13 protein-coding genes and 1 other annotated feature are annotated in these 13197 nt (G+C 57.9%); of the genes, 9 read left to right on the plus strand and 4 right to left on the minus strand.

Annotated features, from left to right (window positions below):
* Window positions 1-31 precede the first annotated feature (31 nt).
* Window positions 32-1261, plus strand: coding sequence for a DUF3748 domain-containing protein (locus KGP24_RS00065; protein WP_223561941.1), 1230 nt, complete (start codon window positions 32-34; stop codon window positions 1259-1261).
* Here KGP24_RS00065 and KGP24_RS00070 read toward each other — a convergent pair.
* Window positions 1258-1590: a YceK/YidQ family lipoprotein gene (locus KGP24_RS00070; protein WP_223561942.1), complete on the minus strand. Its 333-nt coding sequence runs from the start codon at window positions 1588-1590 to the stop codon at window positions 1258-1260. The genes KGP24_RS00065 and KGP24_RS00070 overlap by 4 nt on opposite strands.
* Before the next feature lie 248 nt (window positions 1591-1838).
* Window positions 1839-1910: a sequence feature (ROSE (Repression Of Heat Shock gene Expression) occurs in the 5'-region of heat shock genes and acts as an RNA thermometer to modulate expression.), on the plus strand.
* Here KGP24_RS00070 and ibpA point away from each other — a divergent pair.
* The 3 genes from ibpA (at window position 1904) to KGP24_RS00085 (ending at window position 4730) form a co-directional block, all read left to right on the plus strand.
* On the plus strand, window positions 1904-2314 hold the full coding sequence (gene ibpA, locus KGP24_RS00075) for a small heat shock chaperone IbpA (RefSeq protein ID WP_223561943.1): 411 nt from the start codon (window positions 1904-1906) through the stop codon (window positions 2312-2314). Its footprint overlaps the feature before it by 7 nt.
* Window positions 2315-2450: 136 nt before the next feature.
* Entirely contained in the window at window positions 2451-2879 is a 429-nt protein-coding gene (gene ibpB, locus KGP24_RS00080) for a small heat shock chaperone IbpB (RefSeq protein WP_032662053.1), read from the plus strand.
* 189 nt (window positions 2880-3068) lie between these two features.
* Window positions 3069-4730 carry a putative transporter gene (locus KGP24_RS00085; protein WP_032662051.1) on the plus strand — a complete coding sequence of 554 codons (1662 nt, stop codon included), beginning with the start codon at window positions 3069-3071 and terminating at the stop codon, window positions 4728-4730.
* On the opposite strand, the gene KGP24_RS00090 is transcribed toward KGP24_RS00085, so the two are convergent.
* On the minus strand, window positions 4698-5444 hold the full coding sequence (locus tag KGP24_RS00090; protein WP_223561944.1) for a GntR family transcriptional regulator: 747 nt from the start codon (window positions 5442-5444) through the stop codon (window positions 4698-4700). The genes KGP24_RS00085 and KGP24_RS00090 overlap by 33 nt on opposite strands.
* 221 nt (window positions 5445-5665) lie before the next feature.
* Between KGP24_RS00090 and KGP24_RS00095 the strand changes: the two genes are divergently transcribed.
* From KGP24_RS00095 to KGP24_RS00110, 4 genes are all read left to right on the plus strand, one after another.
* Window positions 5666-7288, plus strand: a complete 1623-nt coding sequence (locus tag KGP24_RS00095; protein ID WP_223561945.1) for an alpha-glucoside-specific PTS transporter subunit IIBC — start codon at window positions 5666-5668, stop codon at window positions 7286-7288.
* A complete protein-coding gene (locus KGP24_RS00100) occupies window positions 7285-8607 on the plus strand; it encodes a 6-phospho-alpha-glucosidase (protein ID WP_223561946.1) in 1323 nt (440 codons plus the stop codon). Before KGP24_RS00095 ends, KGP24_RS00100 begins: the two co-directional genes overlap by 4 nt.
* Before the next feature lie 92 nt (window positions 8608-8699).
* Window positions 8700-9047, plus strand: coding sequence for a YidH family protein (locus KGP24_RS00105; RefSeq protein WP_014068263.1), 348 nt, complete (start codon window positions 8700-8702; stop codon window positions 9045-9047).
* Window positions 9037-9384, plus strand: a complete 348-nt coding sequence (locus KGP24_RS00110) for a DUF202 domain-containing protein (protein ID WP_223561947.1) — start codon at window positions 9037-9039, stop codon at window positions 9382-9384. The genes KGP24_RS00105 and KGP24_RS00110 overlap by 11 nt, the downstream gene beginning before the upstream one ends.
* On the opposite strand, the gene dsdA is transcribed toward KGP24_RS00110, so the two are convergent.
* Both dsdA and dsdX read right to left on the minus strand, forming a co-directional pair.
* The gene (dsdA, locus tag KGP24_RS00115) at window positions 9368-10657 is read right to left on the minus strand and encodes a D-serine ammonia-lyase (RefSeq protein ID WP_223561948.1); all 1290 of its coding nucleotides are present in this window, start codon (window positions 10655-10657) and stop codon (window positions 9368-9370) included. The two genes, KGP24_RS00110 and dsdA, sit on opposite strands and share 17 nt — an antisense overlap.
* Before the next feature lie 17 nt (window positions 10658-10674).
* A complete protein-coding gene (gene dsdX / locus KGP24_RS00120; RefSeq protein WP_223561949.1) occupies window positions 10675-12012 on the minus strand; it encodes a D-serine transporter DsdX in 1338 nt (445 codons plus the stop codon).
* Window positions 12013-12216: 204 nt separating this feature from the next.
* Between dsdX and dsdC the strand changes: the two genes are divergently transcribed.
* Window positions 12217-13143, plus strand: a complete 927-nt coding sequence (dsdC, locus tag KGP24_RS00125; RefSeq protein WP_223561950.1) for a DNA-binding transcriptional regulator DsdC — start codon at window positions 12217-12219, stop codon at window positions 13141-13143.
* The last annotated feature ends 54 nt before the right edge of the window (window positions 13144-13197 follow it).

Genomic DNA, 13197 nt, shown 5'->3' on the forward strand with positions numbered 1-13197 from the left:
TGATGCACTCACCGTGCATCAGGGTATCCTCATGAAACAAATCACCTTCGCTTCCCGCAACCACCAGCTGACCAACATCAATACCTGGACGCCGGACAGCCAGTGGCTGGTCTACGACGTGCGCCCGTCCGGTGCATCGTTCACCGGTGAAACCATCGAGCGGGTCAATGTCGGCACGGGTAAGGTTGAAGTGGTTTATCGCGCTACTGACGGCGCGCACGTCGGCGTGGTGACCGTTCATCCTGCAGAAGAGAAATATGTCTTTATCCATGGCCCGAAAAACCCGGATGCAGACTGGCACTACGATTTTCATCATCGTCAGGGTGTGATTGCGCAAAACGGTCAGGTGAGCAACCTGGACGCGATGGATATCACCGCGCCTTACACCGCAGGCGCGCTGCGCGGCGGCAGCCACGTCCATGTCTTCAGCCCGAATGGGCAATTCGTCAGCTTTACCTATAACGACCATGTTCTGCACGAGCGCGATCCTAAACTTGATTTACGCAACGTCGGCGTGGCTGCGCCTTACGGCCCGGTGAGCCCGCAGGGGAACCATCCCCGTGAATATTCGGGAACCTTCTGGAGCGTGCTGGTTAGCCGCACCACGCCCAACCCACGGCCGGGCAGCGATGAAATCAACCGCGCTTACGAAGAGGGGTGGGTGGGCAACGGCAGGCTGGCGTTTATCGGTGACACGCTTTCTTCGCAGGGCGAAAAAGTACCCGAACTGTTTATTGTCGACCTGCCGGAAGACGAGCAGGGCTGGAAGCGTGCGGGCGACGCGCCGCTACAGGGCACGGCAGAGACCCTGCCGGCTCCGCCTGCGGGGGTGATGCAGCGTCGATTGACCTTCACTCACCAGAACCGTTATCCGGGGCTGGTGAACGTGCCGCGCCACTGGGTTCGCAGCAACCCGCAGGGGACGCAGATCGCGTTTCTGATGCGGGATGATAACGGCATTGTGCAGCTGTGGCTGATCTCTCCTGAGGGCGGCGAGCCGCGCCAGTTGACGCGTACCGGGAGCGATATTCAGTCTGCATTTAACTGGCATCCTTCCGGCGATCGTCTGGGGTTTGTGCTTGAAAATCGGATCGCCTGCTGCGACGCGCAGACCGGAGAGGTGACGTTTTTGACGTCCGATCGCGGAAACCCGCCGTCTGCTGATGCGGTCGTGTTTTCCCCGGACGGGCGCGTTATTGCGTGGATGGAAGAGACAGCCGGTTTCCGCCAGCTTTGGATAACGGAAACCGCGCAGCACTAGCGTGGAGGCATGTCAGCGGGCGGGATGACGGCGTTTGTCGCCAGATTCTCCTGCTCGCTTTTCTCTACCCGTGAGCGTACGGAGCTGTCCTTACGAAACATATCCCACGGCAGCAGAAGCGTATCCGCCACGGCCGTAAACGGCATATCCAGGATAACCAGGGATTTGGTGCCCCAGTTTGTATCGTCATCGGAGACCATCGCCGCGCTGGCGCGCGTCCCCGGATATGTTCCTTCTTTACCGCCGGTATGAGACATCACGCTCGAACACCCGCAAAGTAAAACTACCCCGCTGAACGTCGTCAGCTTTATCAGAACATTTTTCATCATCACTCAGTCATCGTTAATGGCACTGCATAGACCTGCAACTCAGGGTTATAGCGAGCCTTATCCAAAATGGATAGCCCGATAACCCCGCACTGTGGCAACCATCGCAATTTAACCCTTTGTGCTGTTGTCCCAGTCTAAGCGAGATGCAGGAAAGTGCAAAAAAAAGTGCAGCCGTCGTTCTTGAAAAGCCCGATTGCAGACCCATTTTAAGAATGTGGCCCGATAACGAACTCGCCTGATGGGTGTTCGGGGGCGCAAAGGCCTGTCCATGGTGGAAGGCTACAATTTCTCGCTGATTTCAGGAGTTTTATTTATGCGTAACTTCGATCTTTCTCCGCTATACCGTTCTGCAATTGGTTTTGACCGCCTGTTTAACCATTTAGAAAATAACCAAAGCCAGAGCAACGGCTACCCTCCATACAATGTTGAGCTGGTTGACGAAAACCACTACCGCATCGCTATTGCCGTCGCCGGTTTTGCAGAAAACGAACTGGAGATCACCGCGCAGGACAACCTGCTGGTGGTGAAAGGTTCCCATACGGCCGAGCAGAAAGAGCGTACCTATCTTTATCAGGGCATCGCCGAGCGCAACTTTGAACGCAAGTTCCAGTTAGCCGAGAACATTCACGTTAATGGCGCGAACCTGGTTAACGGCCTGCTGTTTATCGAACTGGAACGTGTGATTCCGGAAGAGAAAAAACCGCGTCGTATCGAAATTAATTAATTACGCGGGTCGCGTGAGCGGCCCACCCGGACTTGCTTGCCGTAACGGGAGCATATGCGAATCCATCAGGATTTGCAGGAACAACTGCGCACAAAATTACACTGTGCCGAACTCGCTTCTCAGAAGGAGATTTAGTATGCGTAACTATGATTTATCCCCCCTGCTGCGTCAGTGGATTGGTTTTGACAAACTGGCTAATGCCCTGCAAAGCACCACCGAGCAACAGACGTTTCCGCCGTACAACATCGAAAAAAGCGACGATAACCACTATCGCATTACCCTGGCGCTGGCCGGTTTCCGCCAGGACGATCTGGATATCCAGCTCGAAGGCACGCGTCTGACCGTGAAAGGTACGCCGGAGAAACAAGAGACCGAGACCAAATGGCTGCATCAGGGGCTGGTTAATCAGCCGTTTAGCCTGAGCTTTACCCTGGCAGACCATATGGAAGTGTCGGGCGCAACGTTTACCAACGGGCTGCTGCATATCGACCTGATCCGTAACGTGCCGGAAGCCATCGCGCCGCAGCGTATTGCCATTAGCGAGCGGCCTGCGTTGAATAGCTAATAGTGTGCGGGCTGGTGCCCTAACCCCGACCCTCTCCCACGTGGAGAGGGCGCAAACACAAAAAACGGTCACCTTTGGGTGACCGTTTTGCTTTTACCTTCGGCTTTTTTGTGCGCCATCACCCATACAACCGCCCCCGGCTCTGAGAGAATCCTTAGCATAACTAAGGTTATGCTAAGGAAGTGGGTCATGAGTGATATCGCGTTAACCGTCAGCGTGTTGGCCCTGGTCGCTGTTGTTGGCCTGTGGATAGGGAATATCAAAATCCGTGGCGTCGGGTTTGGGATAGGCGGGGTACTGTTTGGCGGCATTTTTGTCGGGCACTTTGCCGACAAGCTCGGGCTGGTCCTCAGTGCCGAAATGCTCCATTTTACTCAGGAGTTCGGCCTGATCCTCTTCGTTTATACCATCGGTATTCAGGTGGGACCGGGCTTTTTCGCCTCACTTCGGGTCTCCGGATTACGGCTCAACCTGTTTGCCCTCGGCATTGTGGTAATGGGCGGGCTGGTCACCGCAATTCTGCACAAAATCTTTGATATCCCGCTCCCCGTGGTGCTGGGCATTTTCTCCGGGGCGGTCACCAACACGCCCGCGCTTGGTGCCGGACAGCAGATCCTGCGCGATTTGGGTATCGAACCCGGCATCGTTGACCAGATGGGGATGAGCTACGCCATGGCCTATCCGTTTGGGATTTGCGGCATCCTGCTCTCCATGTGGCTGGTCCGCGTCCTGTTTCGCATTAACGTCGACAAAGAGGCGAAGGACCACGAAACCACGCTCACTAACGGCCATATGCCAATTAAAACCATCAACATTCGGGTCGATAACCCCAACCTGAACAATATGGCGATTCAGGACGTACCGATCCTGAACAGCGCCAACATCATCTGCTCTCGCCTCAAGCGTGACGATATGCTGATGGTGCCCGCGCCCGGCACCGTCATTCAGCAGGGCGATCTGCTGCACCTGGTCGGCCAGCCCGGGGATTTAAACAACGCGCGGCTGGTGATTGGCCAGGAGGTGGATACTTCGCTCTCAACCCGCGGCACCGATATGCGCGTGGAACGCGTCGTGGTGACTAACGAGCACGTTCTGGGCAAGAAAATACGCGATCTGCAGGTAAAAGAGCGCTATGACGTGGTGATCTCCCGGCTCAACCGTGCGGGTGTTGAACTGGTCGCCAGCCCGGAAGCCAGCCTGCAGTTCGGGGATATCCTCAACCTGGTTGGGCGCCCGTCGTCCATCGACGCCGTGGCGGATATGGTGGGTAACGCCCAGCAAAAACTGCAGCAGGTGCAGATGCTGCCGGTGTTTATCGGTATCGGGCTCGGCGTGCTGCTCGGTTCTATTCCTGTGTACGTGCCGGGCTTCCCGGTGGCGCTCAAGCTGGGCCTGGCGGGCGGGCCGCTGATTATGGCGCTGATCCTCGGGCGTATCGGCTGCATCGGTAAGCTCTACTGGTTTATGCCGCCGAGCGCCAACCTGGCGCTGCGCGAGCTGGGCATCGTGCTGTTCCTGGCGGTGGTTGGCCTGAAATCCGGCGGAGATTTTGTTGATACCCTGGTCAAAGGCGAAGGGATGAGCTGGGTCGGCTACGGCATCTTTATCACGGCGATCCCGCTGTTGACGGTAGGAATACTGGCGCGGATGTTCGCCAAAATGAACTACCTGACGCTGTGCGGGATGCTGGCGGGCTCCATGACCGATCCGCCAGCGCTGGCTTTTGCCAACAACCTGCACGCCACCAGCGGCGCGGCCGCGCTCTCCTATGCCACCGTCTATCCGCTGGTGATGTTCCTGCGCATCATTACCCCGCAGCTACTGGCGGTGCTGTTCTGGGGGATGAGCTAGCACGTCGTCCGGGTGGATGCGCCGCAGATGGTAGTCCACCTGGTAATCGCTGGTATTTCGGAACATCACGGAATAATTGAGGAACTCGCCGCTGTCGCTGTAGGAGAGAGAGGTAATGCGCAGCAGCGGCGTCTGTTCCGGCAGGTTCATATAACCGGCCAGCGTTTTATCTGCCAGCACCGGCGTCAGGCTTTCGTAGTTGCCGCTGATGTTGATCCCGCACTCCTTCTCGATGTATTCAAACTTAGACCCCTCAAGATGCGCCAGCGACAGGTTGCGGAACAGCTTCACCGGCATAAAGCTGTCCTCCAGCATCAGCGGCTTCCCGTCCACGTAGCGCACCCGTCGGGAAAAGTAGATCCGCTCGTCCACCTGAATCCGCAGCTGGCTGGCGATGGCGGGCGGGGCGGGCATCACTTCGAACTGCAACACCTTGCTCTTCACCTCTTTTCCCTGCTGGCGCAGCACCTCCACCAGCCCGGTCAGGTTGGTGGTTTCGTGGTGAACGTCTTTGCGTGAGACAAAGGTTCCGCTGCCGTGCCGTCGCTCAACCAGCCCCCAGCTCACCAGCAGATCCAGCGCCTTGCGGATGGTCATTCGCGCCACGCCGAACTCCTGCGCCAGCGCCTTTTCGCCCGGCAGAGGGCTGCCGATGTTGTAGTCCGACGAATTCAGCCGCAGCCGCAACCTGTCGGCGATTGATTTGTAGATCACCAGTAGACCTCTCTGCCCTTATCAGGGCGTGGAATGCGTCCTGACATGTCCATATTTACTGCAAAAAGTAGACCTGATTGGTCAAAATAAAACCATGAATGCGATCACGAATCGCAGCGGCACGCCATGTTCGCGCATCAGTAAGTTCTTATGCTCACCTCAGGCCAGCAAAAAACCATAAAGGCCTCTACCCCTACAGGTTGTTTCATGAGGATTTAAAAATGCTCAGTCAAATACAACGTTTTGGCGGTGCCATGTTTACTCCGGTGTTGCTGTTTCCCTTCGCCGGTATCGTGGTGGGAATCGCCATCATGCTTCGCAACCCGCTGTTTGTCGGCGAAGCCTTAACGGCCCCCGATCATCTTTTCGCGCAGATTATTCACATCATTGAAGAGGGCGGCTGGGCGGTGTTTCGCAATATGCCGCTGATTTTTGCCGTGGGCCTGCCGATTGGCCTGGCGAAGCAGGCGCAGGGCCGCGCCTGTCTGGCGGTGCTGATTAGCTTCCTGACCTGGAACTACTTTATCAATGCGATGGGAATGACCTGGGGCCACTTCTTTGGCGTCGACTTCTCCGCCGAACCGACGGCGGGTAGCGGGCTGGCGATGATTGCCGGCATCAAAACGCTCGATACCAGCATCATCGGTGCCATTGTGATCTCAGGTATCGTTACCGCCATCCACAACCGCTACTTCGACAAGCCGCTGCCGGTCTTTCTGGGAATTTTCCAGGGCAGCTCGTTTGTCGTTATCCTCGCGTTCTTCGTCATGATCCCCTGCGCCTGGCTGACGCTGCTGGGCTGGCCGAAAGTGCAGATGGGCATTGAGTCCCTGCAGGCGTTCCTGCGCTCCGCCGGTGCGCTGGGCGTGTGGGTGTATACCTTCCTGGAACGCATTCTGATCCCAACCGGGTTGCACCACTTCGTCTACGGTCCGTTTATCTTCGGCCCGGCTGCGGTGGAAGGAGGGATTCAGGTCTACTGGGCGCAGCACCTGCAGGAATTCAGCCAGAGCACCCTGCCGCTGAAAACCCTCTTCCCGGAAGGCGGGTTCGCGCTGCACGGCAACTCTAAAGTGTTTGGCTCGGTCGGGATTGCGCTGGCGATCTGGTACACCGCGTCGCCGGAAAACCGCGTCAAGGTGGCGGGCCTGCTGGTCCCGGCCACGCTCACCGCCGTGCTGGTGGGCATTACTGAACCCCTCGAATTCACCTTCCTGTTTATCTCGCCGCTGCTGTTTGCCGTTCACGCGGTGCTGGCGGCGACCATGGCAACGGTGATGTACGCCTTCGGCGTGGTCGGGAACATGGGCGGCGGTCTGCTGGACCAGTTCCTGCCGCAAAACTGGATCCCGATGTTCCATAACCACGCCTCAACGGTATTTACCCAGATCGGCATCGGCGTCTGCTTCACCGGGATTTACTTCGTAGTCTTCAAAACGCTGATCGCGCGTCTGAACCTGAAAACGCCGGGCCGGGAAGAGAGCGAAATCAAACTCTACAGCAAGGCCGACTATAAGGCGGCGCGCGGGCAAACCACTGCCCCGGCGGCGGCCAGCCAGCAGGTCGGACAGGCCGCCGGATTCCTGCAGGCGCTCGGCGGCGCGGCCAACATCGAAAGCATCAACAACTGCGCCACCCGCTTGCGCATTGCGCTGGTGGATATGGCGAAAACCCAAAGCGATGACGTCTTCAAAGCCCTCGGCGCCCACGGCGTGGTGCGACGCGGCAACGGCATTCAGGTGATTGTCGGTCTGCACGTTCCTCAGGTGCGCGACCAGCTGGAATCGCTGATGAAAACCCCTTTATCGAATGAACAAACCACCCTGACAGAGGCTATATCATGAAAAAATTCTCAGTTGTCATTGCAGGCGGCGGCAGCACCTTTACGCCTGGTATCGTCCTGATGCTGTTAGCCAACCGCGACCGTTTCCCGCTGCGCGCCCTGAAGTTCTATGACAACGACGGCGCACGTCAGGAGACCATCGCCGAAGCGTGCAAAATCATCCTGAAGGAGCAGGCGCCGGAGATTGAATTCAGCTACACCACCGATCCTAAAGCGGCGTTTACCGATGTGGATTTCGTGATGGCGCATATCCGCGTGGGCAAATACCCGATGCGCGAAAAAGATGAAAAAATCCCGCTGCGCCACGGCGTGCTGGGCCAGGAAACCTGCGGACCGGGTGGCATCTCCTACGGCATGCGCTCTATCGGCGGCGTGCTGGAGCTGGTGGATTACATGGAGCAGTACTCCCCGAACGCGTGGATGCTGAACTACTCCAACCCGGCGGCGATTGTCGCGGAAGCCACGCGCCGCCTGCGTCCGAACGCCAAAATCCTCAATATCTGCGATATGCCGATCGGCATCGAAGGGCGCATGGCACAGATTGTTGGCCTGAAAGACCGCAAAGAGATGCGCGTGCGCTACTACGGTCTGAACCACTTCGGCTGGTGGACGTCAATTGAAGACCTGAACGGCAACGATCTGATGCCGAAGCTGCGCGAATACGTGGCGAAAAACGGCTATGTTCCGCCTTCTGACAACGCTCACACCGAGGCGAGCTGGAACGATACGTTCGCCAAAGCAAAAGACGTGCAGGCGCTGGATCCGGACACCATGCCGAACACCTACCTGAAGTATTACCTGTTCCCGGACTACGTGGTCGCGCACTCCAACCCGGAGCGCACCCGCGCCAATGAAGTTATGGATCACCGCGAGAAGCACGTGTTCAGTTCCTGCCGGGCGATTATCGAAGCCGGTCACTCCGCCGCCGGTGAGCTGGAAATCGACGAACATGCGTCGTACATCGTCGATCTGGCGACGGCAATTGCCTTCAATACCCAGGAGCGGATGCTGCTGATTGTGCCAAACAACGGGGCCATCCATAACTTTGATGCCGACGCGATGGTCGAGATCCCATGCCTGGTGGGCCATAACGGACCGGAGCCGCTCACGGTGGGCGATATTCCACACTTCCAGAAAGGGCTGATGAGCCAGCAGGTGGCGGTGGAAAAACTGGTGGTGGATGCCTGGGAGCAGCGCTCGTACCAGAAACTCTGGCAGGCGATCACCCTGTCTAAAACCGTGCCGAGCGCGTCCGTCGCGAAAGCGATTCTGGATGACCTGATCGAGGCCAATAAGGACTACTGGCCAGAGCTGCACTAATCTTCCTGACCGGCATCGCCCGATGCCGGTCTCCTTGTCCTTGTCGATTTACGCTATGCTGAAGCCTGCCCGTAGCACGACAAGGAACCTTCATGAAAATTTCCCGCCTCGGCGAAGCGCCGGACTACCGCTTCTCGCTGGCTAATGAACGCACGTTTTTAGCGTGGATCCGCACCGCGCTGGGCTTTCTTGCCGCAGGAGTGGGGCTCGACCAGCTCGCGCCTGATTTCGCCACGCCGTTGATTCGTGAAGTGCTGGCGCTGCTGCTGTGCCTGTTCGCGGGCGTGCTGGCGATTTACGGCTACCTGCGCTGGCTGCGCAATGAGAAGGCGATGCGTCTGAAGCAGGATTTGCCCTATACGCGCGGGTTACTCATCATCAGCGCGATTCTGCTGACGGTGGCGGGCGTGGTAATGGTGCTGGTGTTCTATGGCGGATAGCCGCAAAGTGCGGCGCGAAGCGGACCCCGGCCTGCAGCCGGAGCGGACGTCGCTGGCCTGGCTGCGCACGCTGCTGGGGTATGGCGCGCTGATTGCCCTGGCGATTAAGCACAACTGGCACCGTACAGGGGTGCCGTTCTGGATCTCGATTGTTGTGCTGGCGCTGGTGGCGATCGTTTTATGGCGCTATACCCGCAGCCGTAACCTGATGGACGTGGCGCAGAACGACTTTGTGCAGCCGAAGGCGGTGCGGGATAAGTTCCTGATCGCCCTCGCTGTTCTCTCTCTGTCGCTGCTGTTTGCGGTAACCCATCTACAGGTTATTTTTTCCCTTTAGCCAGATACTTCGCCATCTCGTCTTCCGGCACCATTCCGCCGCCGGTTGCCCACACCAGGTGGGTAACGTTCGCATCGGCATTGACTCGCACCGGCCCGGCCATGCCCGCCAGCGCCGACGGTTCCAGCCGAATGCCTTCCTCCTGCGCCAGCCAGCCGAGCATGTCGTACATGCTCCGATCGGAAAGCGTATAGAATCCGTCGAGCAGGCGCTCCATCGCGCGGCCCACGAAGCCGGATGCACGTCCTACCGCCAGACCGTCCGCCGCCGTCACGTTATCAATGCCCAGGTCCTGCACGGCAATTTTATCGTGCAGGCCGGTGTAGACCCCCAGCAGCATGCACGGGGAGTGCGTTGGCTCCGCGAAGAAGCAGTGGACGTTATCGCCAAAGGCCAGCTTCAGGCCAAACGCCACGCCGCCAGGGCCGCCGCCAACGCCGCACGGCAGGTAGACGTACAGGGGATGATCGGCATCCACCACGCGGCCCTGTTCGGCAAACTGTGCCTTCAGCCGCTCGCCTGCAACGGCGTAGCCCAGGAACAGGGTGCGGGAATTTTCATCGTCAATGAAGAAACAGTTCGGATCGCTTTCCGCCGCTTTTCGTCCCTGCTCCACCGCCACGCCGTAATCCTGCTCGTATTCCACGACGATGACGCCGTGGCTGCGCAGTTTGGCTTTCTTCCACTCGCGGGCGTCGGCAGACATATGCACCGTCACCTTAAAGCCGATGCGGGCGCTCATAATGCCGATGGACATCCCAAGGTTGCCGGTTGAGCCTACCGCAATGCTGTACTGGCTGAAGAAGTCCTTAAAGCGCGGCTCCAGCAGAATGCTGTAGTCGTCTTCAACGCTCAGCAACCCGGCTTCCAGCGCCAGTTTTTCCGCGTGGGTCAGCACCTCATAGATGCCGCCGCGCGCTTTAATCGAGCCGGAAATCGGCAGATGGCTGTCTTTTTTCAGCAGCAGCGTGCCGGGAATGCGTGTTGAAAATTCCTGCTCCAGCCGCGCCTGCATCGCCGGGATCGCGACCAGTTCGGATTCGATAATCCCGCCCGTTGCCGCCGTTTCCGGGAAGGCTTTCGCCAGATACGGCGCGAAGCGGTTGAGGCGCGCGTGCGCGTCGTCCACGTCGGCTTTGGTCAGCCCGACATACGGTAACCCTTCTGCAAGCGTCGTGGTGCGCGGGTTAAGCCAGGTGGTTTCTTTCAGGGCGATCAGGTCCTCTACCAGAGGAAACTGTGCGGTTAAAGTGGTGATAGTTGCGTTTTCCATAATACGTCTCTTCGCGCTCAGATAATGAAAGAAAGCAGGAATGTGCCGCCAAGTGCAAGCACCGAGGCGATAAACGTCGCCGTCGTATAGTATTTGAAGGTCTCATTCAGGGTCGCGCCGCAGTATTGCTTCACTAGCCAGAAGAGGGAATCGGTCACGATCGTGCAGCCAATGGCGCCGGAACCGATGGCAATGGTGATGATCTCCGGGCTCACGTTCGGGTAGAGCGGCAGCATCGGGGCGACTATCGCCGTCGCGCCCATCATCGCCACCGTCGCGGAGCCTACGGCGGCATGCAACACCAGCGCCACCAGCCAGGCGAGCAGGATAGGGTGCATGTGCAAGTTCGAGAGAATATGCGCCAGCGAGTCCGCCAGCCCGCTGGTTTTCAGGATGGCGTTAAACGCGCCGCCCGCGCCGATAATCAGCAAAATGTTGGCGATAGAGCCGAAGCCGTGCTCGGTGTGCGTCAGCATCGTGCCCATGCCCATATGCTGGCGGATCCCCAGCAGGTAGTAGGCGACAAACACGGCGATAAACATCGCGGTGATCGGGTTGCCGATAAACTCCAGCAGGGTGTAGAGCGTGCCCTCTTTTGCCATATTCAGCTCGGCGATGGTTTTCACCAGCATCAGGGCAATCGGCAGCAGCACCGTGAACAGCGTGGCGCCCAGCGACGGCAGGGTGTGCTCCTCCCGCACCTTCAGGTCTGAAAATTCCGCCGGAACCGGTTTAAACGGCAGACGATTGCCGAGCAGTTTCAGGAACAGCGGGCCGCCGACCAGAGAGGCCATCAGGCCTACCATCAAACCGTAGACAATGACCGTTCCGACGTCCGCGCCTAATTTATTGGTCACAAACAGGGCAGCAGGATGCGGCGGCACCACGCAGTGCACCGCCATCAGCGCGGTACAGAGCGGAATGGCCAGCTTGAGCAGCGACGTGTTGGTCTTTTTGGCGATGGAAAACGCCAGCGGGATCAGCAGTACTACGCCCACTTCCACGAACAGCGTAATGCCGCAGATAAGGCCCACCAGCACCATAATCACGTCTGCGGATAGCCAGCGGCAGCGCTGCAACGTAATCCCGATGCGCTCGGCCGCGCCGGAGACTTCCATCATCTTGCCGAGAATGGTGCCCAGACCAATCACCGCCGCCAGGAAGCCCAGCGTACCGCCAATTCCGCTCTCAATGGCGTTCACCATATCCAGCGGGCTCATCCCCATCATCGTGCCGACGAAAAAGCTCGCCAGCAGCAGCGCGAGGAACGGGTGAAACTTCAGTTTTACGATGGTTAAAACAATCAACACAATGCTGACCAGCAGCGTTGCCACAACCCAGACCTGAGATCCCATATCTCACCTCACCCTTATATCATCTGGGGGTATTGGACGAAAAAACGGCGTGGGCTGACAAACGATATAAATTGGCGTTCAGGTGAGCCAAATTGAATCAACTGAGTGACTACGCTCTAAAAAACGCACTTAATTCGTATTAGGTTCACATAAATTCACCCTTGAGCGGTATGCTGAGCGCAGAAACCCCGCGCGAGAATTGTGATGACCGATGCGAATGAAGCCAAAAACCGGCTGTTAAACGGCTGGCAGCTGTCGAAAATGTACACCTTTGAAGTGGCCGCCCGGCATGAGTCCTTCGCTCTGGCCGCGGAGGAGCTGTCGCTCAGCCCCAGCGCGGTGAGCCACCGCATCAACCTGCTGGAAGAGGAGCTGGGTATTCAGCTGTTTGTTCGCTCGCACCGTAAAGTCGAGCTGACGCAGGAGGGAAAGCGCGTTTACTGGACGCTAAAATCGTCCCTCGACACCCTGAATCAGGAGATCCTGGACATCAAAAACCAGGCGCTCTCCGGTACGCTGACGGTATACTCCCGGCCGTCGATCGCCCAGTGCTGGCTGGTGCCCATGCTGGGGGACTTTACCCGCCGCTATCCGTCGATTTCACTCACCATCCTGACCGGCAATGATTACGTCAATATGCAGCGAACCGGCGTCGATCTGGCGCTCTATTTCGACGATACGCCGCCAAACCACCTTTCTCATCACTTCCTGATGGACGAGGAGATTTTACCCGTCTGCTCGCCGCAGTACGCCCGCGAGCATGAACTGCTGAAAAACCCCGATAACCTCAGCCACTGCACGCTGCTGCACGATCGTCAGGCCTGGAGTAATGATTCCGGTACGGATGAGTGGCTGAGCTGGGCGCAGCACTTTGAGGTGAATATGCCGCCATCGTCGGGCATTGGTTTCGATCGTTCCGATTTGGCGATTATTGCGGCCATCAACCACGTCGGCGTCGCGATGGGCAGAAAGCGGCTGGTGCAGAAACGGCTCGAACGGGGCGACCTTATCGCCCCGTTTGGTGAAAAGACCCTGAAATGCCATCAGCACTACTATATCTCGACGCTTTCTGGCCGGCAGTGGCCGAAAATAGACGCCTTTATCGGCTGGCTGAGAGAACTGGCAGGTTGAAGAATTATTACGCTTTCGCTCTACACCAAATGTGAAAAAGCGTGCTAAATACAG

This window comes from Enterobacter sp. JBIWA008, from assembly GCF_019968765.1.
Classification (GTDB): domain Bacteria; phylum Pseudomonadota; class Gammaproteobacteria; order Enterobacterales; family Enterobacteriaceae; genus Enterobacter.

Coding starts and splice junctions, on each gene's coding strand:
- KGP24_RS00100 (WP_223561946.1), top strand. CDS start 7,285: ATGAAAAAATTCTCAGTTGTCATTGCAGGCGGCGGCAGCACCTTTACG.
- ibpA (WP_223561943.1), top strand. CDS start 1,904: ATGCGTAACTTCGATCTTTCTCCGCTATACCGTTCTGCAATTGGTTTT.
- KGP24_RS00110 (WP_223561947.1), top strand. CDS start 9,037: ATGGCGGATAGCCGCAAAGTGCGGCGCGAAGCGGACCCCGGCCTGCAG.
- KGP24_RS00095 (WP_223561945.1), top strand. CDS start 5,666: ATGCTCAGTCAAATACAACGTTTTGGCGGTGCCATGTTTACTCCGGTG.
- dsdA (WP_223561948.1), bottom strand. CDS start 10,657: ATGGAAAACGCAACTATCACCACTTTAACCGCACAGTTTCCTCTGGTA.
- dsdC (WP_223561950.1), top strand. CDS start 12,217: ATGACCGATGCGAATGAAGCCAAAAACCGGCTGTTAAACGGCTGGCAG.
- KGP24_RS00070 (WP_223561942.1), bottom strand. CDS start 1,590: ATGATGAAAAATGTTCTGATAAAGCTGACGACGTTCAGCGGGGTAGTT.
- KGP24_RS00085 (WP_032662051.1), top strand. CDS start 3,069: ATGAGTGATATCGCGTTAACCGTCAGCGTGTTGGCCCTGGTCGCTGTT.
- KGP24_RS00065 (WP_223561941.1), top strand. CDS start 32: ATGAAACAAATCACCTTCGCTTCCCGCAACCACCAGCTGACCAACATC.
- KGP24_RS00105 (WP_014068263.1), top strand. CDS start 8,700: ATGAAAATTTCCCGCCTCGGCGAAGCGCCGGACTACCGCTTCTCGCTG.
- dsdX (WP_223561949.1), bottom strand. CDS start 12,012: ATGGGATCTCAGGTCTGGGTTGTGGCAACGCTGCTGGTCAGCATTGTG.
- ibpB (WP_032662053.1), top strand. CDS start 2,451: ATGCGTAACTATGATTTATCCCCCCTGCTGCGTCAGTGGATTGGTTTT.